This is a genomic window from Hymenobacter sp. YC55 (assembly GCF_029433095.1).
Taxonomy (GTDB): domain Bacteria; phylum Bacteroidota; class Bacteroidia; order Cytophagales; family Hymenobacteraceae; genus Hymenobacter.
The window spans coordinates 1,357,550-1,377,815 of sequence record NZ_JARNTX010000001.1 but is presented as its reverse complement, the minus strand read 5'-3'; the positions used below and the strand labels follow the sequence as shown (position 1 = coordinate 1,377,815).

General features: G+C 49.7%; 18 protein-coding genes and 1 tRNA gene. 12 read left to right on the top strand and 7 right to left on the bottom strand.

The window, feature by feature from the left end; translation table 11 throughout:
- Positions 1-267 precede the first annotated feature (267 nt).
- From P1X16_RS05950 to P1X16_RS05920, 7 genes are all read left to right on the top strand, one after another.
- Positions 268-3,723, top strand: a complete 3,456-nt coding sequence (locus tag P1X16_RS05950; RefSeq protein ID WP_277226941.1) for a DNA methyltransferase — start codon at positions 268-270, stop codon at positions 3,721-3,723.
- Between the two features lie 40 nt (positions 3,724-3,763).
- Entirely contained in the window at positions 3,764-5,431 is a 1,668-nt protein-coding gene (locus P1X16_RS05945) for a T9SS type A sorting domain-containing protein (protein ID WP_277226940.1), read from the top strand.
- A 34-nt stretch (positions 5,432-5,465) separates the two neighbouring features.
- Entirely contained in the window at positions 5,466-5,717 is a 252-nt protein-coding gene (locus P1X16_RS05940) for an SHOCT domain-containing protein (protein ID WP_277226939.1), read from the top strand.
- A 13-nt stretch (positions 5,718-5,730) separates the two neighbouring features.
- A complete protein-coding gene (locus tag P1X16_RS05935; protein ID WP_277226938.1) occupies positions 5,731-6,141 on the top strand; it encodes a contact-dependent growth inhibition system immunity protein in 411 nt (136 codons plus the stop codon).
- A gap of 99 nt (positions 6,142-6,240) precedes the next feature.
- The gene (locus P1X16_RS05930; RefSeq protein ID WP_277226937.1) at positions 6,241-6,543 is read left to right on the top strand and encodes a hypothetical protein; all 303 of its coding nucleotides are present in this window, start codon (positions 6,241-6,243) and stop codon (positions 6,541-6,543) included.
- A gap of 184 nt (positions 6,544-6,727) precedes the next feature.
- Complete coding sequence (locus P1X16_RS05925; RefSeq protein WP_277226936.1) at positions 6,728-6,895, top strand: hypothetical protein; 168 nt, start codon at positions 6,728-6,730, stop codon at positions 6,893-6,895.
- A 108-nt stretch (positions 6,896-7,003) separates the two neighbouring features.
- Entirely contained in the window at positions 7,004-8,005 is a 1,002-nt protein-coding gene (locus tag P1X16_RS05920) for a hypothetical protein (protein ID WP_277226935.1), read from the top strand.
- A 383-nt stretch (positions 8,006-8,388) separates the two neighbouring features.
- Here P1X16_RS05920 and P1X16_RS05915 read toward each other — a convergent pair whose 3' ends face one another.
- The 3 genes from P1X16_RS05915 to P1X16_RS05905 all read right to left on the bottom strand — a co-directional run bounded on the left by P1X16_RS05915 (position 8,389) and on the right by P1X16_RS05905 (position 10,492).
- On the bottom strand, positions 8,389-9,123 hold the full coding sequence (locus P1X16_RS05915; protein WP_277226934.1) for a hypothetical protein: 735 nt from the start codon (positions 9,121-9,123) through the stop codon (positions 8,389-8,391).
- Between the two features lie 247 nt (positions 9,124-9,370).
- Positions 9,371-10,081 (bottom strand): porin family protein, encoded by a 711-nt coding sequence (locus P1X16_RS05910; protein WP_277226933.1) that lies wholly within the window; start codon positions 10,079-10,081, stop codon positions 9,371-9,373.
- A 156-nt stretch (positions 10,082-10,237) separates the two neighbouring features.
- On the bottom strand, positions 10,238-10,492 hold the full coding sequence (locus P1X16_RS05905; RefSeq protein ID WP_277226932.1) for a hypothetical protein: 255 nt from the start codon (positions 10,490-10,492) through the stop codon (positions 10,238-10,240).
- Between the two features lie 301 nt (positions 10,493-10,793).
- On the opposite strand from P1X16_RS05905, the gene P1X16_RS05900 reads away from it, so the two are divergent.
- A complete protein-coding gene (locus P1X16_RS05900; RefSeq protein WP_277226931.1) occupies positions 10,794-11,078 on the top strand; it encodes a hypothetical protein in 285 nt (94 codons plus the stop codon).
- 28 nt (positions 11,079-11,106) lie between these two features.
- Here P1X16_RS05900 and P1X16_RS05895 read toward each other — a convergent pair whose 3' ends face one another.
- Together P1X16_RS05895 and umuD are read right to left on the bottom strand one after the other, a co-directional pair.
- Positions 11,107-12,405, bottom strand: a complete 1,299-nt coding sequence (locus tag P1X16_RS05895; protein ID WP_277226930.1) for a Y-family DNA polymerase — start codon at positions 12,403-12,405, stop codon at positions 11,107-11,109.
- 11 nt (positions 12,406-12,416) lie between these two features.
- The gene (umuD, locus tag P1X16_RS05890) at positions 12,417-12,884 is read right to left on the bottom strand and encodes a translesion error-prone DNA polymerase V autoproteolytic subunit (RefSeq protein WP_277226929.1); all 468 of its coding nucleotides are present in this window, start codon (positions 12,882-12,884) and stop codon (positions 12,417-12,419) included.
- A 393-nt stretch (positions 12,885-13,277) separates the two neighbouring features.
- Between umuD and P1X16_RS05885 the strand changes: the two genes are divergently transcribed.
- Entirely contained in the window at positions 13,278-14,915 is a 1,638-nt protein-coding gene (locus P1X16_RS05885; RefSeq protein ID WP_277226928.1) for a M48 family metalloprotease, read from the top strand.
- Positions 14,916-14,972: 57 nt separating this feature from the next.
- Positions 14,973-15,419 (top strand): hypothetical protein, encoded by a 447-nt coding sequence (locus P1X16_RS05880; RefSeq protein WP_277226927.1) that lies wholly within the window; start codon positions 14,973-14,975, stop codon positions 15,417-15,419.
- 370 nt (positions 15,420-15,789) lie between these two features.
- On the opposite strand, the gene P1X16_RS05875 is transcribed toward P1X16_RS05880, so the two are convergent.
- Both P1X16_RS05875 and P1X16_RS05870 read right to left on the bottom strand, forming a co-directional pair.
- Positions 15,790-15,877: transfer RNA gene (locus P1X16_RS05875), tRNA-Ser, on the bottom strand.
- 69 nt (positions 15,878-15,946) lie between these two features.
- Positions 15,947-16,996, bottom strand: coding sequence for an asparaginase (locus tag P1X16_RS05870; RefSeq protein WP_277226926.1), 1,050 nt, complete (start codon positions 16,994-16,996; stop codon positions 15,947-15,949).
- Positions 16,997-17,165: 169 nt separating this feature from the next.
- Between P1X16_RS05870 and P1X16_RS05865 the strand changes: the two genes are divergently transcribed.
- The gene (locus tag P1X16_RS05865; RefSeq protein ID WP_277226925.1) at positions 17,166-18,446 is read left to right on the top strand and encodes a glycoside hydrolase family 28 protein; all 1,281 of its coding nucleotides are present in this window, start codon (positions 17,166-17,168) and stop codon (positions 18,444-18,446) included.
- Between the two features lie 94 nt (positions 18,447-18,540).
- Entirely contained in the window at positions 18,541-20,112 is a 1,572-nt protein-coding gene (locus tag P1X16_RS05860; RefSeq protein ID WP_277226924.1) for a glycosyl hydrolase family 28-related protein, read from the top strand.
- Positions 20,113-20,266 lie beyond the last annotated feature (154 nt).

Genomic DNA, 20,266 nt, shown 5'->3' with positions numbered 1-20,266 from the left:
ATCATTGCGCCGTCAATTAGTTTTCTGGTGTGGCTGTGTCGCAACGAAGCCCGTCTGTTGTTGATAAAATCAAGCGTATCTTGATTTATTTCAATAAAATAAATTATTTTATATTTTAGAGGGTTTGAGGCGCGATACTATGCATAATTATTGATATTTGCCCTCACTATAACTACCTCATTATCCTATGCCCTACCGGGTAAGCTATGATTCAGGCTGTGTCGAACGAGTTCAATTTTTCGTTTCCTTCTTAGCCCACTATACTTCTTGGATTACCAACTATTCGAAGCCCGCTGGAAGCCAGCAGGTGGCGCGGAGCGTGCCAATTATGGCTTATTCCTGAGCGATCTATGCGCCCTATTAGGCGTTCCCCAACCCAATCCCACTACCGACAATCCTGCCAACGATACCTACGTTTTGGAGCGCACCGTCCAGTTCAACGACGGCAGCAAGAAGAGCCTAGGCCGCATCGACCTCTACAAGCGCGGGTGCTTCGTGCTGGAAACCAAACAGGGCACGGACTCGCCTGACCTGCAGAAGAAAGCACAACTTGCCGAATTAGGCTTGCCTGCGGAAAAGCATCGCAAAGGTCACGCGGTTCGTGGCACGACTAAATGGGCCGAGATGATGCAGAGCGCCCGCCAGCAAGCGCTACGCTATGTGCGCGCCCTACCTTCTACGGAACCCTCCCCCCTCTTTGTCATCGTAGCCGATGTGGGCTACTGCATCGATGTGTACAGCAACTTCACCGGCGTTGGAGAAGCGTATATGCCGTTTCCTGATCAAGGTAGCTACCGGCTATCTCTTTCGGACTTAGCCGACAAGAGCACGCGTGAGCGGCTGCGGCAGATCTTCCTGGCTCCGCGCGAACTGGACCCTAGCCGGAAAGCTGCTCGTGTCACCCGGGAACTAGCGGGCTACCTAGCAGGCATATCGGCTCAGTTAGAACGAGCCGGCCACGATGCCGAAGTAGTAGCGCAATTCCTGATGCGCTGCTTGTTCACCATGTTTGCCGAAGATACAGGCCTTATACCAGTGGAATCCTTTACCGGCATGCTGCGTGAGTATAACACGCCTGACTTACGAGACTGCTTGCCTGATGCCCTACTGAACCTGTGGCAGAAAATGGACACGGGCGGGTTCTCCTCCGAATTCAAGACCCGCGTGCGGCGCTTCAACGGTAAGCTGTTTCACAATGCGACGACCTTGCCCCTGACGACGGAACAGATAGCTCTGCTCTTAAAAGCCGCGGAAGCGGATTGGAAGGAAGTGGAGCCGGCCATTTTTGGTACCTTACTCGAGCGGGCGCTTGATCCCAAAGAACGACACCGGTTAGGCGCTCACTACACACCCCGCGCGTATGTGGAGCGACTCATTATTCCGACTATCATCGGACCCTTGCGTCGAGAATGGAGTGCAGCGCAAGCCGCTTCTGCACGGCGCCTAGACGAAGATAAGCCTAAGGAAGCGCGAGCTGAGTTGGTTCGTTTCCTCACCCGTTTGACGTCGTTGCGGATACTGGATCCGGCCTGCGGGAGTGGAAACTTTCTCTATGTAACGCTGGAGCACCTCAAGCGACTCGAAGGCGAAGTATTGGCGGCCATCAACAGCTTTGGCCATACGAAGATGTTGGATCTAGCGGGCGGCACTACCGTCAGTCCTCATCAGTTCCTAGGGCTAGAATTGAACCCACGAGCCGCTACGGTAGCTGACGTAGTACTTCGTATTGGCTTCCTACAGTGGCATCTACGCACTCATGGGTTGAGCGAAATGCGTGAGCCGCTGCTGGACGAGTACCAGAACATTCGGCAGCAAGATGCTGCCATGCAACACGATACGCCTGTACCCCGCCTAGATGCATATGGCCAGCCTGTCACACGTTGGGATGGTACCACTCGCCTACACCCCTCAACTGGTGAGACTGTACCAGACGAAACCGCACGCACGCCCGTTTTAGACTACCCCAATCCACAGCCCGCCGAGTGGCCTCAAGCTGATTTCATTGTGGGTAACCCGCCGTTTTTAGGTGGCAAAAAATTACGTGAGGAGTTAGGGGAAGGATATACTGAAGCGTTACGCAAGTGTTACAAGGGTAAAGTGCCAGATGCAGCCGACTTAGTAATGTATTGGTGGCTAAAAGCGGCCGAGGCTCTTCAGAATGGAAATACTGAACGGTTCGGCTTTATAACTACGAACAGCTTAAAACAGAACTTTAACCGACGTGTAATTCAGCCATTTCTAGAAGATAAGGCAAAGCCTGTCAATATCTGTTTCGCAATTCCTGATCACCCTTGGATTGACAATGCAGATGGTGCTGCTGTTAGAGTCGCTTTTACGGTTGCTAATAAGACAGTTAACGAACAAATTGAAGGTGAACTACTGTCCGTAATCAGCGAAAAACCTATTTTGGATGACGATGCAGCGGAAGTGACATTCAATTTTCGAGAAGGAAAAATTCAATCTGACTTAACAATTGGGGCTAATCTTGATAGTGCATTACCATTGATTGCAAATGATAAAGTAGCAAGCCCTGGAGTAAAACTCCATGGTGCTGGCTTCATTATTAGTTCTGAAAAGGCAGCGTCTTTGGGACTTGGATCAGCCCCTGGTTTAGAATTGCACATCAGGCAATACCGCAATGGTAAAGACGTAGCGGATAGACCTAGAGGTGTAATGGTCATTGATTTATATGGTCTCACTGAAAATGAAGTGCTGAATAGATTCCCTGTGGTTTACCAACACGTTCTGGAAACAGTCAAGCCTGAGAGAGAGCATAATAATCAGGCTTCGTATAGGGAAAGTTGGTGGACATTTGCTGTTCCACGAGCCGGGTTAAGGTTAGCATTAAATGGCTTATCTCGCTATATAATTACTGGTGCCACTTCCAAGCATCGGATCTTTCAGTTCATGGATAACAGTATTTTACCGGACGATGCTCTCATCACTATCGGTATAGATGACGCATATACTTTAGGCGTTTTATCGAGCAGAACTCATATGACTTGGGCTTTTGCTACAGGAGGCAGGCTAGGCGTAGGAAATGATTCTAGATATAGCAAAACTCGCTGTTTTGACCCCTTTCCTTTTCCTGCCGCCACGGAACAGCAGCAGGCGCGCATCCGGGAACTGGCCGAACAGCTCGACGCTCACCGCAAGCGCCAACAAGCAATGTACCCCGTTCTCACCATTACTGACCTCTATAATGTGGTGGAGAAGCTGCGGGCAGGCCAACCGCTGACGGCAAAAGACCAGATTGCCCACCAACTAGGTCTAGCTTCCGTTGTGTTGAGTCTGCACCAACAATTGGACACGGCGGTAGCTGAAGCATACGGCTGGCCGGTTGATTTACCTGATGCGGAGATTCTCTCTCGCCTGGTGCGCCTCAACCACGAGCGAGCTCGGGAAGAACAAGCGGGCCAAGTGCGCTACCTGCGCCCCAGCTACCAAGCACCAGAGCAGCAGGCAACCCTTACAGTGCCGAACCCATTTACTACCCCGACTACTACGGCTATTATACCTTCAGGCCCTCAACTGTGGCCAACGGAGCTTGCGCAGCAGATGCAAGCCGTACGTGATGCCGTGCAGCAAGCTGGTCACCCACTCAACCTAGAGCAGGTAGCCGCGTGCTTCCGTCGGACAAAACCCGAGAAGGTGCGACCGCTGCTCGATACGCTCACGACTTTATCGCTGCTCCGGCTCACGGAGAGTGGCTATGCTTCTTAGGCATCCAAGCTCCTTATCATATCAAAATACTCCTAGGTTGATGCACACCCCTCCTATTCTACGCCAAGCGTACTTCCTGCTGGCTATCCTATTTCTAAGCTTTAACACCTCAGCCCAAACGGCTCCGACCTGGCAAAGTGCTCGCGTGATGGGGAGTGCTCGACAAGGGGTGACTGAGACCGCCATGGATGCTGCGGGTAACCTGTACGAAGTAGGTCACTTCTCCAGGCCTATCACGTTCGATGGCACTACGCTCACCAGCGTAGGTGATGTGGACGGCTACCTAGCCAAATATACGGCTGCCGGTACCTTAGCCTGGGTCCGACAACTAGGGTCACCCGGTTGGGACATGGGACATGGGGTAGCCGTTGACGCAACCGGAAATGTCTATGTAACCGGGGCATTTACCGGCTCGATTGCACTCGGCAATAATCTATCGCTTGAAGGCGGCAGCAATCCATCACGCAAAGCTTATGTCATCCGTTACTCCCCCCAAGGGACGCCGGAGTGGGTGCAACAGAGCACTTCTAATGTGGCGCCTACCACGGAAGGCTACAGTATTGGCCTTGATGCCAACGGCACCGTCTCTGTTACGGGTACACTAAACTATACTTTTACCATTGGGTCCACGACCATCACGCTAACGGGAACCAATCAGGCCAACAATACCGGCGCTTACCTGGCTCGCTTTTCGGGTAGCACAGGGGCGTTGCTGTCCCTGCAGCCCGCTTTCTATTACTTCACCAACACCGGCTCAATCGCATATAGCATACCTAAGGTGGCCGTAGCCCCTACTGGCGAGACGTACCTGCTTAATACCTTTTACAAGTCTATTGTCTTTGGCAATACGACCCTTACCACGCGTGGCGAAGCGGATATCGTGGTGGCCAAGTACAGCGCTCAGGGCACTTTTGAGTGGGCTCAACAGTTTGGCGGTGCTTCTAACGATTATATGGGCGACGGAAAGTTAGACGCGGCGGGCAACCTTTATCTGGTCGGTGACTTTACGGGCCCGGCCACTTTTGGTACGACCACCTTACCCGGATATGGTACCCACGATGGCTTCCTGCTTAAATGCTCGGCACAGGGCGCTTTGCAATGGGTGCAGCCTAGCGGCGGCCCTGGCTCTGATGGCTTCGCTGATGTAGAGGTAGATGCCGCCGGCAACCCGTATGTAGTCGGTACCTTCAATGGCACCGCTCAGCTTGGGCCCCTATCGCTTCGTAGTGCCGGCAGCGACGACATACTAGTGGCTAGTTACACGCCGCAGGGGCAGGTACGCTGGGTACAAAGCGCTGGGGGACCGGGCGCCGATATGGGCTATACCGTAGAGCTTGATGCCGGGGGCAACGTGTATGCCACGGGCGCTTTCGCCAGTTCCTGCTCATTCGGCTCCCTCACGCTGACCACTACTGCGGCCTCTGAAAAGTTTATGGCGCGCCTGGGCAGCGACCCCCTAGCTACTCGTACCAACCAGGCAGCACCGGCGAGCCTGTACCCCAACCCGGCTACGACTACCGTGCACATTCCTTCAGTATCTGCCGGTAGCCAGGTACAACTGCTTAATATGATGGGCCGGATAACATGCACGCTGCAAGTAGCTTCTGACGCGACTATACCGCTACAAGGGGTGCTACCCGGGCTGTATGTGCTACGTGCCACTGATGCGCAGGGGCGTCAGGTTACGGGGCGACTGGTGGTCGAGTAATCCTTCGTCTTTGCTTCTGATTTACCCACTATTCATGTTCGCTATTCTACTCCTAATAGGTAATGTCGGCGCCGCCGAGTTGCTCATCATCATGGGCCTACTCCTAACCCTGATCTTGGCCGCGATCTGGCGCTTATTGCGGCCTGCCAAACAGACGGTCGTAGTACAGCAGCCAAGTGCGTCTGTTTCCGTGGCCAACGAGTTGCTCAAGTTGCAGCAACTGCTCCAACAAGGCGTGCTCACGCCAGCCGAGTTTGAGGAGCAGAAACGGCGGCTGTTGCGCTAGATTGCCAACCGTAATGAAAGATGACCTCAATAAATCGATCAATGAGTTGGAGGGGGCAGAATCCGAGCTCGATTCAAATCAGCAAGAATATCCTTTAGCAAGAAGATGCTCTGAGCTCAGGGAAAAGCCTCTCAAGAACTACACGGTGGAGGATTTAAGACTCATGATTGGGCAAGGCATTGGCCTATCCTGGTTGGTCCCTGTCGCTATAGAAAAACTAGCTGAGAACCTCTTCAGCGAAGGAGACTTCTATCCAGGTGATTTGCTTATAAACGTGCTCAGGATAGAGACAAACTACTGGATTACTCATGCAAGAGAACGAGCCGCTTTACTCAGATTGCTTGAAGAGAAACTACCCTTCACTGAGAAAGCAGAAATTCCCAAATCCGTCTTGAAAGCAATTGAAACTGTTCTGACTGAGTAGAGGCCGAATGTAGCGAAGAGGCCATGTATTACCTTAGGAAGCAAGGATAGCGCCTCCTAAAGAACTAGGAACTGTTTTGATGTCTAATGCTTCTACTTTATGGGTCGACGTTTAAAAATAGTCAGTGCAGTTGCTTTAGCTGTGATAGCATTGACTCTCATAAGTGAAAATATTCCTGACTCCCTATTTGTTGGCCCTATAGATACTGCAGCTCTAATTTGTCTTCCTCTCCTGCCCGGCTACATTGGTTATATCATCGTTACCGGTGACATTCATGGATGGCAGCCGGGGCCCATTGGCTATGGAGGAAGAGTGGCCGTTTCCTCTTTTTTCAATATACTATTCTGGCTACCTATTGTCTTTAAGCTGATAAAACGAAAAGCAAAGAACGTGGTCGAGTAGAGCGTACTTCCGATACCAGCGATGTCTTTGTCTACTTGGCTATCGCTTATCGTCGTCTGTAGTACGTAGCCCTTCTCATGCAGCTTAGCTATAATTTGCTGATATAAATACAGCAGATTCCTCATCATCTATCTTCTCGCGGCTTCGGCGGTATGAGGGGTGGAGTGACGAGGCAGTATAGGCCATGATGGGCGACACGGTACAGGTAATGAACGCTTCGTACTCGCGTATTTCGGAAACGCGCATCAAAGTCGAGATGAATAATCTAGCCGACCAACCCATCCGTAAATTGATACCGCTGCCCCGCCCTATGACCGCTGATTACGAGCCGAGTACGGGCACTGATAATTAAGCTACCTAATCACTTAAAAAATATCTACAACACATGTGTAATGTTTGCAATGGATAGGCTATTAATGATGACTTAGCTTTAAGTCTCTCCAAAACTTCCCTTTATAAAATGCCTACTGAACACAACTCCACTTTTCACGATACACTAGACAAGCTTTATAGTGCTTGGTTAAAACTCGATGCTGGGGATGCTATAAACATAGTGGTACCAGTAGTTTTATTTTTTGCTGGTTTGTTTTTTAGCAGATGGATAGAAGACCGTAAGGAGAGTGCTAGATTAAAAGAAATTGAAGCATACTACTTATCTATTCTGAGTTATTTATACAATTCTATTATCAGTCAAAAGCAATGTATTGAAGACACCAAGGATATATTACGAAAGAATTATTCAGAGGAGAGTCTTGCAATAGAAGTCGTGCCTACGTTTACTACAGAACATATTAAGAAAATACCGCAAACAGATTTGTATAAAATATTTATAAATAGAGGAAACAAAAGATTAAGTTTAAAAAAACGATTTTTGTCACTATTTAAAAAAAAGAAGAATAGTCTCAACACCAACATATTAAATTTTTATAATATTCAAGCTATCCTTGATTTTATTGATGTTGTGAAGCCTAAATTAACTAGGCAATCTGAATTGATAATTGCTGAAGATAATGCGATCAAAGAAGATGCCGTAAAGTATGAGCAAATGTTAGTGGATGAATATAACAAAAGAACTAGCATTTCTTTTGCTGGTGGGGCTCCTCCACCAAAAGATGCTCTTACAAGTCTTATTGAATCTATATTGACTAGAATGAACAGTGAGCAAACACGCTTATCTATTCATGATCGGTATAGAAATTATGTACAGCCTATAGCAAGTTTTTTACAAAGCCAGCCAAATAGCGTTAATAATCTAGAATTTGGTCGTGCAGTTATTCTTTATCATTCAAACTATGTAAGATTCGTTGCTAATAGAGGCAATCATATAAAAACCTTGGGAGAAAGAGCTACTAATCTAAATGTAGCAGCGGAGCAGATGAAACAGGCTGTTCAAGATTTAAATACTGACTTTGTAGTCGAAACGCCTGCCAAAGCTATAATTGCTAATTCACCCGCTTCATAAATTCCTTCTTCACCACTGGCTGTAGCTCGAACCATTCACCTATGACCCCTCGAATGCTTCGCTTGTCCGAACGCACGCGCCTGCGCCGTAATTGGTCGAAGAGCGATGCTTATGCCAGTGGGTTGTTTAAAACGAGGTGGCATTGGTACTACTGGCGCCGCACGGGCAAAGAGGCGCAGGGTTAACGGTTGTTCTCCCGTGCCTGCTGTCTAAGCTCTGCTGTATGCCTTTCATCAGCCGTTTGCAGTGTAATAATACCTGTTGCATGCAATACCCATACTACCACGCATGCGATAAGAGTTAACCAAAAATAGAGCTTCAGCTTGCTGGCTGACCAGCCCCCGCCGTAATATTTATCCATTTAATGCTTATTTTATCTTTGTTTAATCTTTAGGACTAATACTCATTAATGCTGGGCCTTCACCTTGCTGCATATCTTTTATCTGTATATTATTTTCTAATGCAGCGGTTGCAGTAGCTTGGATAACTGAACTTTCAATAATGGGAAATGTAATTTTTAGAAAATCAATTAAATTATCAATATTAACTTCAATTCTTTTAAATGTCATTTCTCTAGTTTTTTTATTAAAAGTTTCTTTTATAACATATACCAGATTTAGATTGAATACTCCTAGAGCATTCGCAAACCTTGTGCCTTTTATATATAGTTTAACAGGCTGTTCAGTAACCTGGCTTGGACCTAGAAGGATACCAGAGCGCGCTATATGTGTAATTGCCCTTTCCTGGCCGTCTTCTCTACTTTGCCAGTATATCTGACCAAATAATGAGTCGCCATTATCTTTAAAATAAAGTTTGATTCTTTCCTCTAGATGGTGGAATGAATCACGCAATTCTTTAATATCAGCAAGTATCTTTATGTGTCTAACGTCATTAATTTTTAATCCAACTATTTCAAATAGAGGCAGCAATCTTCTTGTATTATCTATTATACTCCATATATCATGAACTAACAGCGCCATATCTGCATGAACCGTTTCATCACTCGGTTCATTACTGAGCTTAATAAGCCTTGCTTCTAATCTACCTGATGTGTCAGCAATGATGTGCGCTATATGTCTTATACCATCAAATGCTAACGCCTTTTTGGTGTCTCGCATTCCTAGATAAGATCTGATGAATTGATGATTATCTGAATAGTTTATTTTTAATGACATAGGCAGTATAATTTTGGACGATTTACGCCATTTATATATTAGGAAGCCGAATTTGATCTGTATACGCTTCTAATGACCCGGTGCTGACAAAGGTGCGGCAGTGGTGCAGGGGGCTGCGGCTGTCTTAACAAACAGCAAGCCGCCGCGACATAAGCGCGGCGGGTTGGCTGATTGGTCTAGCGGCAAGAGTCTACTCGAACAGGTAAGTGAGCGCAAGCTGGAAGTTGCCATTATGCACTTTGATGTCGGGCCGTTCCCCCTCATACTTAGGAACCCGATTGGCTAGGCCCAAGCCATAGCCTACTTGAACTTGAATGGCGTCCACCTTGTAACCGACCCCAGCGTTGAGCCCGTAGTCAAGGGAACGGACATAGGCCTTGTTTAAGTCGCTGCCAGCCTCGCTAGCAAATACTATTTCTGGTTCCCAGTCGTCCCGCTGGATTACGCCATTCTGCGTCTCTACTTCTTCAACTTTGACTTTGCCGTTCAGGCCTAAGGCTACATACGGGCCGACAAACACTTGGAAGCCCCCATCCGCCCCTTTAAGGCTATAGACTAGATTTAGGGGAAGTTCCGCGTAATTCAACCGGACAGATGACTTGGCTTTATAAGTAGAACTGCTAGTCGCTACATCTACCTTGGATGTGTTGCCCTTCATCGAGAAGAGTAAAGCGGGCTGCAAAGCCAACTTGCCAAATTGTGCATTCAACGCCAACCCAATTTGGGCGCCGGGCAGCAGATTAGACACCGGCTTGTCTTTAAAGTCAACGTCACTATAATCGTAGTTTGTATTAGATAAATTCAGGCCGATGCGAGGGCCAAAGCTAACTTGCGCTTGCGCACTCATTGCGGCAAGCATGGGGACAACAAGTAGACCAGTAATACGCACAATTCTGTTCATATAATTAAATAGACTATTGGGTTTAAGTATAACGGGCAATTAGTATACCATACCCTATAGCTATTCCTTATTTTAATTGAGTTTATTTCATTGCACTTTACAAATAAAGCATACGAAAACCAGGGCAGTCCGAGCCTTATCCTATAGCAATAGACTTTATAAGCTAGGAAGCCTAATTTGATCAGTATAGGCTTCCAGCGGCCCCGTGCTCACAAACGTGCGGCAGTGATGCAGGTGGTTGATTTCCGGATCGTAGTACACCTCGGCAAAGAAAGTGCCCATGTGGTAGAGGTTGATGCGGTCGCCGTGCTCGCCAAAGCGCATTGTTAGATAGGTGCCTTCCCCAAGCACAATGCCTAGCTGCTCTGCTAAAGGCAGTTGGTTGAATCTGTATAAGAATGGAATAGCCATACAGCTAAGATATAATGCCTGGTTTTTACCTTCGTGCTCATGCGGGAGAAATTGCGTTACATCGGTCCGACGACCCCAGAGTTTGAGACGGGCAACGTATACAAAGTCCTCATCGAAAAGCAGGACGGCTGCGTCCTGCTTTCGCGTAAACGCCGGCGTAAGTACCGCTACGATAGTCAGCCACAGTTGCTGGCAGACTGGCAATCCTTTCGAATACCCTATGCTGGAGCGAACACCTGATCTAGCGCTGGTCTGGCTGCGAGGACGCTTGGCGGTAGCGGGTCCGCAAGTAGAGGAGACGATGCCTCAATTCATCCAGCAGTTGCGCACTCTGCCTGGCTTTACCCTCGTTTGGCGCGGGCCCCCTGCCTCCATCAAAGAGTACCAGGTCCAGCACTGGTTGCAGCGGCAGCCTAATTCGCTCGGCCACAAGCTCGCCCATAACGATTATATGGACTACCGCCATCCCAAGCGGCCGAATGACGGCATGCCCACTGCGCGGAAGTCATTTGCCTCCGCCATTGCAGTGCTCGCTCATCTTGCCGGGCATGTTCCCAAGGAAGTGATTGTTTTCTCGGTGGACTAACCCCTTCCGGACAGCATCCCAGCTCCCCTTAATAGACGGTGAGCAGATCCTGTAGGCGCGTGGTGTAAGCCGGGGAGCACCACTGCGCCTTGCCTTCCCAAGGCGCTCGGCCTTTGCCGCGGCCCGTCAGCGTTGTGGCTAGGCGCACCGTGTTCTTGCCAAAGCGGCGGTTGAGCGCATCGAGTTCTACCATGAGCCGGTCCCGCTTGCCGGTATCGGGCGCCGATTCAAACAGCGACAGTTGGGCATGGCCGGCGGGCTCCAAGCCATCGAACACCACACCGGCCTTGGTGTAGCGGGTGTCTGCTTGCCAGAGGCGCTTGAGTGCCATCCGCGCAATACGTAGCAGCTCGGTCGTGTCGCTGGTGGCTACGTGGAGCGTGATCACCGTCGAGCAGGAATACGGCGGGGGCTCAAGCCCATACCGGTTTTTGCTCAGAAACACCGTCATCAGGTGGGTGGCATCTCCTTGCCGGCGCAGCTTCTCCGCCGCCCGTGACGTGAAGGCCGCCACGGCCGCCAGCACATCATTAAAGGCGCTCAAAGGCTGGCCGAAGGTGCGGGAGCAACTGATGCTCTTGCGGGAGAGCGATCCATCTTCACTCGGCAACAGCCCCTGGCACACGCGCCCTTGCAATTCCTGCACCAGCCGTACCCCCACTACCCCACCCAAGTGCTTACGGGCCCAGGCGTCTGAGCAGTTGGCTAGGTCGGCCGCCGTGTATATGCCTGCGGCCATGAGCTTGGCCGCGTACTGGCGGCCGATGCCCCACACGTCTTCGACGGCTACTTGCTTCAGAGCCCATAAGCGCCGCGCCTCCGAGCGCAGATGCAGCACCCCGCCGAGTTCGGGGCGCTTCTTAGCTAGCCGGTTCGCTAACTTGGCCAGCGTCTTGGTGGGGGCAATGCCGACGCAGGTCGGAATACCCGTGCGCTTCTTGATGTTGGTACGCAAGGTGCGGGCAAACGCATCGAGGTCGTTGGCCACGTATTTTTCCATGCCGTGCAGATCCAAAAACGCTTCGTCAATGGAATAGATCTCGACCTCGGGCACCTGTTGCGCTAAATACCACATCACCCGTCGGCTCATATCGCCATACAGGGCGTAGTTCGACGAGAAGACCTGTACGTTGTTGATCTGTAAGTCGTGTTTGACTTGAAAATACGGGTCGCCCATCTTAAAGCCCAATGCCTTGGCCTCGTTGGAGCGGGCAATCACGCAGCCGTCGTTGTTGGAGAGCACCACGATCGGTTTGCCTTCCAGCCGGGGTTGAAAGACTCGCTCGCAGGAAGCGTAGAAGTTGTTGCAATCAACCAGGGCGAACATAGGCAGCTAGGTTAGTCGCGGGTGTTGAGTAGCGCCGATCGCTTACTAGGTACCAGTTCATGCACCACGTGGGTAACCACGCCCCAAATGCTTACCTCGTCTGTATTCTTTATCTCATAGGCCTTGAACTTGGGGTTGGCCGGTTCAAGCCACCACGTATTGCCCTTGCACACGAGCCGTTTCACTGTGCATTCCCCCTCCACCACGGCGACCACAATATGGCCGTGGTCGGCTTCCATCTGCTTATCGACCGCTAGTAGGTCCCCCGTATGAATTTCGGCCCCCGCCATGCTTTCCCCAGCTACGCGCACTAGGTACGTCGCGTCGGGATGGCGCAGCAGCAACCGGTTCAGATCAAATAAATCCTCAATATGGTCACTGGCTGGTGACGGAAAGCCAGCCGGCACTTCGCAACTGAAGAGCGGCAGAAAGGAGGGAAAGTCAGTAACCGAAACCGGGATTAATTCAATGTCACTCATGGGCCACTGGAGGAGGTAGACCACAAGTATACGGGAAGACTAAATAAGTTAGTTATACTCTGCTAAATAAAATAGTAATTCTATTATAGCGTTTATTCTATTTATGCTCGGGCTTGTGCATACGCTGGTACCGTTCTACTCAACCTGACAAGAAACACCATCATACTAAAGTCAATAAGCATTAAGCAATTATTCAGTGCTAGCACTGATGTGCTGTAAGTAAGAGTAAGTTGATTTTTGCTCTTCTACATACTTCAATCCTTGTGGATAATTTTAATTATCAAATTTAGGATTTATATACAAAGCATCTACAATTAATTAGTTGGCTCTAATCTGCAAAAAATCTATGATTAAGAAAGCGCTAAAATGATTCAACTTTAACTGTTGAGGTATATGACCACTAATTTTACATTAAAACAAGAGGCTTATCTAAAAGCTATTTCGAAAGGAACAACAATACAGGCTGCAATTCCACTAGCCCTAATGTACGGGCTCGTTTTTCTTCCTGTAACTGCCAGTATCTTGCCAATTACTACACAAGATCCTTTATCAGCGTGTATAATTTTTGCAATATTTTTGTTTATTATGGCAATAATATTTGTGCTGCACTATAACTTTTCAATATGGATTATAAATAAGTTTTTAAAAGTAAAATGGGTCAAAATAAACGACTTACCGGTTGACTGCCAAATTTTTATAAATAATTCATGCAATACATTAAAGTTAAATATTCCAGTTATTGGCATTATTGAAACAAACGACCCAAACGCTTTTACTTATGGTAATAAAAATCGACCAATTATTGTATTAACATCAGGATTATTAGAAATATTAACGCCCCAAGAAGCAAATGCGGTAATTGCACATGAGCTTGGGCATGTTTATCACCGTGATTTTATCTTTATGATGATGGCGGCAATAGTCCCAATGATATTAGGCTATACTACTTGGCAATGTGTCAAATTTTCTAGAAGCGATAAAATATCAGCCATTCTTCTGCCATTAGCATTTGTATTAGGCCTATTTTATCTATGCTCTAAATTATTAATAGCTAAAATATCACGTGATCGAGAATATAAAGCTGATCAATTTGCAGGTTTTTTAATTGGCAACCCTAATACTCTTGCAACAGCCTTATTAAAAATCACTTCAAAATCATCAGTTTTTAAGAGACATGGCCAAGCAACATTGAACAGCCTCGAAAGAGGTGAAGCACGTCAAGTTCGACGCCGATTAGCACAGTTACAATCAGCAGCGCTACTAGGAATAGCTAGTGATAGTATAGGAGCAGAAACAAAAAGCTCTGCTTTACTAGCTATGTCTTGGGAGTTATCTAATGTCTGGGCAAAATGGTATGAGATACGGTCTACACATCCATTAAGTGCAAAAAGAATCCAGCATCTATTAGGGCAGGCTAAAAGTTTTGGCATTTCTCCTTCTTTCATAATATCTTCTAAAAAAGGAAAGTTTGGCCCTTTTGCACTTGAATTCATTGTTAAATTCTCTTCAATAATTGCGTATTACATTGCTTATAGCTCTCTACTTACATTTGATATGGAATTACAATACTCCTTCTTTGGCCTGATTATTTTTCTATTATTAATTACAATAATACTATTAGAAATTGGACTTAGTTACTCTAATAAGTTCACATCATTTTCAATAACTGACTTACTTTCCAATGTTGAGGCCTCTCTAACAAGAAGCATTCCTACCTCATTATCAGGGGTATTAAAATTTGAAAATCCAGGGAATGATTGGTCAAGAATATTTATTCAAGAAGATGAGAACATGATAGAAATAAAAATACCCAAATTAAATTTCGGCAAACGCGAACAACTAGAAAGTTTAAATCTATGCAGAATATCTATAAAGGGATGGTACAGACGCGATCCTAACCCAGTTTTTCAGCTTTCTTTTGTTAATAACTACAATGAAAATAAAAAAATAGAATTCTTTCAATCAGGTTTTCTCCTCAGAAAAATCGCGGTTTTGCTGTTAATAATAGCTTGTTTAAGGGCTATATTTTGATTTAAAACTTCGTTCACATAAGGATTTTGCCTCCCACTCATCATAATGTGTTAACTCATGAATATAGATTGGAACACTAAAATGTTTATAGCATCCGTGCTTGGGTCACTTGCTGCTCTGTTTTGGCCTGTTGCTATACACGTATGGCGTGTTGAAATTGCTAGATACCAGGCATCCCTATCAACTTCCGGTGTTCCAGGGGGTATGATTGGTGCAGGAGGAAGGCGTGGGCGATCTCTATTAATAAAATGGATTGAAAAACTTGTTAAACTGATAGTCCTGCCGTTCTTAAAAATTGGCGCGAGATGGATTCGATTCGGTTTACTAGCCTTATTTATAGCATCTATAGCTTCTGCTGTAGGTTTTGCTGGCTTCCTTCAGAACGACGAGGTTAGGAAAAAACTACAGGAATTAGGTGCTTTAGGCTTCTTTGCTGCATTCAATTATGGTTTTACAGCATCCTCTTTAGTTGAAGAGGCTTTAAAAACACCAGCCAAAAATTAACTAAATAGCTTTCCACGTATTGTCTTTTAAGCAACAAGTAAACTGGGTCTGGGACGAAGGCCAATATCTCGCCACCCGCTATGAGGAGGAAGACACCATTGGCTTCTACTACATGACGGGTCGATTCTTCGTGAACTGTACTACGACCACGTCGCCAACGTGCTGCAAACGGAGTTGCGAACCTTCACCAGTATCAACTGCCTAGAAGCCTATACCAGCTATATCAAGCTCGATGATTTAGCCTTGGATTAAGTGGGTCTACTTTATTTAAGAGTAGCAGCGTAATGACAGAGGCTTCTACTTATTGTACCCCTACACGTACCCCCGGAAAGCAAAAACCCCGCTTCTGATTCAGAAACGGGGTTTGTTGTAGAGAGGAAGGGATTCGAACCCTCGATGAGCTTTAGACCCATACACACTTTCCAGGCGTGCTCCTTCAACCACTCGGACACCTCTCTAGGTGCGGGATGCGGGCACAAAATAGCACCCGATTTTCCGGATACGCAAATCACTCCCCCAACAACCTCTCAGCTACCCGTTATTTCTCCTCGCAAATCGTAGGCGAGCAGGCGACTGGTTTCAGTGGCAGAGAGCTTCAGCCCAAGCACAAACATAAGTTTGGTGATGGCGGCTTCCCGCGTAATATCGTCGCCGCCGATGATACCGATTTCGGTGAGGTGGGCGCTGGTTTCGTAGCGGCCCTGAATTACGCGGCCTTCTTCGCACTGACTCACGTTGAGGAACTGGACGCCCCGCTCCCGCGCATCGCGCAAGCAGTTCAGGAACCAGGCCGCAGTGGGCGCATTGCCGGAGCCATACGTTTCCAGGACGCAGCCGCGCAGGCCTTCTACCTCTAGTTGGGCCCGGATCATGCGCTCGGTGAGGCCGGGGAAGAGAGGCAGGAGCGTCACCTGCTCGTCGAGGTAGGTATGGGCGTGCAAGTGGGTGGCGGGTAGCAGGCGAATCTGCTTGTCGTTGAACTCCACTTCAATTCCGGCGCGGGCCAGGGGCGGGTAGTTTTCCGAGCGGAAAGCATTGTACTGCTGGCTTTCCACTTTTTTGGCGCGGTTACCCCGAATCAGCAAGTCGTTGAAGAAGATGCACACTTCGGGTACCCGCACGGTGCCTGCCACCCCATGGCGGGCTGCGGCTATTTCCAAAGCAGTAATTAAGTTGCGGCGAGCATCAGTGCGGATGCGGCCTACGGGCACCTGAGCCCCCGTGAAGATCACCGGTTTGCCTAGGTTTTCAAGCAGAAAACTGAGCGCCGCCGCCGAATACGCCATGGTATCGGTGCCGTGCAGAACCACGAAGCCGTCGTAGAGGTCGTAGTTTTCCTGGATGAGCGCCACCATCTTGTACCAGTTGGCTACCGTGACGTTGCTGGAATCGATGGGCTCGCTGAAGCTGACCACTTCTACGCGCATGTTGAGTTGGCGCAGCTCGGGCATCTTCTTGCGAATCTGATCGAAATTCATGGGGACCAGTTCACCCTTCTTATTGTAGGCCATGCCAGCGGTGCCTCCGGTGTAGACAACGAGGACAGAAGTTTCGGGGCGATTATCGGGGGAAGGCAAAGCAGACGAGGTTGGAATGGAAGCGCCAAGTTAACGACGTCTGCGAACCTGGGCGCTGGGGCCGGCTTACGGAATTTTGGGTTGCAGCAGGAAAGTGCAGAACGGCTCCGCCAAACGGAATGCCCAACTTCCCTCCTACTCCTTACTCGGTCTTACCTACATCCACCCGATGACACAACGAAACTGGACAGTCCTTGCGGCGCAGTGCCTCTTGCTGGTATTGCTGGCGTCGTTTACCGCTTGGCAGCCGCCCAAGCGCTACAACATTGCGGCCAACGGCGCCATTGGTGATGGCCAAACCTTAAACACGCAGGCCATTCAGGCGACCATTGACAAGTGTTCGGCGGCGGGAGGCGGCACGGTAGTGGTACCCAAAGGCACTTTCAGAACCGGCGCTATTTTCCTGAAAAAAGGCGTAAACCTGCTGATTGAGAAAGAAGGCGTGTTGAAAGGCTCGACGCGACAAGAAGACTACCCGCAGGTGGCCACTCGTTGGGAAGGCACCGAGCAAAACTTCACCGCAGCCCTAGTAAATGCCACCGACTTAACCGGCGTGACGGTGGAAGGCGAAGGCACGATTGATGGCTCAGGCGAGGAATGGGGGGAAGCTGCCCGCCAAGCACGCCTCCAACAACCCCCCGACCCAACAGCCCCACGCCTAGGCCGCCCCCGACTGATTTGCTTCCAGAACTGCCGTAAAGCACGCATCGCTAACTTACAGCTACGCAACCAGGCGGTATGGTGCTTGCACATCTTGTACTGCACGGGCCTAGTGGCCGAAAACCTAACCATCCGGGCCGCGCACAATATCCCGAGTTCCGACGGCATCGACATTGATTCCAGCCGCGACGTGCGCATCAGTGGCTGCGACATTGATGTCAACGATGACTGCATTTCCATTAAGTCGGGCAAGGATGCCGACGGCTTGCGCGTGAACCGGCCGAGCGAGAATATTCTCATCGAGAAAACCCGGTTCGGTTACGGCCACGGCGGCGTGGCCATGGGCAGCGAAACATCGGGCGGTATTCGGCGGGTGGAAGTGCGCAACTGCGTGGCCGAAGCCGACAATTGGGCGCCCATCCGGTTCAAGTCGCAGCCGAGCCGCGGGGGCGTGGTCGAGGACATTACCTACCGGGATATGGTGCTGCGCAACACGCGCCAAGCCTTCGAGTTCAACATGGAATGGCGCATGGTCCCGCCTATTGCCCCACCCGCCAAGGTGCTGCCCCTCGTGCGCAACGTGAAGCTCATCAACATCACCGGCACGGTTGCGTCGGGCGGGCGCATGCACGGCCTCAAGGACAGCCCCATTGAAAACGTCAGTTTCAAAAACTGCGTGGTAACAGCCCAAAAGGGCTTGGTGCTGGAAAATGTGCGCGGCCTTGATACCAGCGGCCTGAAACTGACCGTAGCAGAAGGCGAAGCCATTGTGCGGCGCGATGCGCAGTAGCAAGTATCCTTACTGATACAGTCAGGCGTCGCCAAGCGGGCGCCAGATCAGGCATGCTATTCTTTTTCCTACGCTAGTACTTCACCCCTCCCCTATGCGGTATTTTCTGCTCGTTGTTGCGCAGCTACTCGTTGGTTTCGCTCTGCTGGCTCAACAGCGCCCCGGTTTCTATAACGTGCGCGCCTATGGGGCCACCGGCGATGGAAAAACCTTGGACACACCGGCCATCAACAAGGCCATTGACGCGGCAGCCGCGGCCGGGGGTGGCACCGTGTATTTCCCGGCGGGCACATACGCCAGCTTTTCTATCCATCTGAAAAGCAACATTGCCCTGTTCATCGACCAGGGCGCTACCGTGTTGGCGGCCGAGCCACCGGCCAATGGCACGGGAGGCTATGATGCAGCTGAGCCCAACGAGTCGACCAAGTTTCAGGATTTCGGGCACAGCCACTGGCACAACAGCCTGATTTGGGGCGAAAACCTCGTAAATGTCTCCATCCTCGGCACCGGCCTTATTGATGGCAAAAAGGGCCTGACGCGGGAAGGCACGCGCACTCCGGGTATGGCCAACAAAGCCATTGCGCTGAAGCTGTGCCGCAACGTGCTGATTCGCGACATTACGGTACTGTACGGCGGGCACTTCGGCATCCTGGCCACCGGCATCGACAATTTCACCGTCGACAATGTAAAAATGGATACCAACCGCGACGGTATCGACGTGGACTGCTGCCGCCACGTGCGCATCTCGAACTGCACCATCAACTCACCCTTCGATGATGCTATTTGCTTGAAAAGCTCCTACGCTCTCGGCTTTGCCCGCGCCACCGAAAACGTAACCATCACCAACTGCGAAGTAAGCGGCTTCGACCGGGGCACCTTCTTCGATGGCACCTACCAGCGCAAGGAAGCCGCTTTGGTACCCGATAAAATGGACGTGACAGGCCGCATCAAGTTCGGCACCGAGTCGAACGGAGGCTTTAAGAACATCACAATTTCCAACTGCGTGTTCGAGTTCTGCCGGGGCTTAGCGCTGGAAACCGTGGACGGCGGCATTCTGGAAGACGTGACCATCACCAACATCACCATGCGCGACATTGTGAATTCGCCGTTTTTCCTGCGCCTCGGTGCCCGGATGCGTGGGCCGGAAGGTACGCCGGTGGGCGTGTTGCGCCGCGTCAAAATCAGCAATGTGGTGGTGTACAATGCTGACGTGAAGTACGGCTCCATTATCAGCGGCATCCCCGGCCACGACATTGAGGACGTGACCCTCGACAATATTCGCATCGAGTTCCAGGGCGGCGGCACCAAAGAGCAAGCCACCATCAACCCGGCTGAAGGCGAGAAAGACTACCCCGACCCCGGCCACATGGGCGACATGCCTTCCTACGGCTTCTTCATGCGGCACGTGAAAGGTATAGAAATGCGCAACATCGACATTCGCTACCAGAAAGATGACCAGCGTCCGCCCTTCGTGCTAGTCGATGTGAAAGACATCAACCTGCGCAACATCAAAGCGCAGCACCTTACCTCCGTACCTGCCTTCACTCTGCAAGCTGTGTCTAACCTCAGTATTAAGGACAGCGAAGTTCTAGCAGACAAAAAGGTAAAGCAGATGGTGAAGGGGAAATTGCAGCAAACTGTTGAACCAGCATTAGCTCAACCCTAAGGTTGTGCCCTACCCTTGTCATCCTGAGCTTGCGAAGGATCTTCTGCCAGGAGAACGAGTCGTTGGTACGTCTGTTGTTCTTTGGTCATGAGGTCCTTCGCAAGCTCAGGATGACAAGGGTCGGGTACAATCTATTAGGGTTTTTTCAACCAGA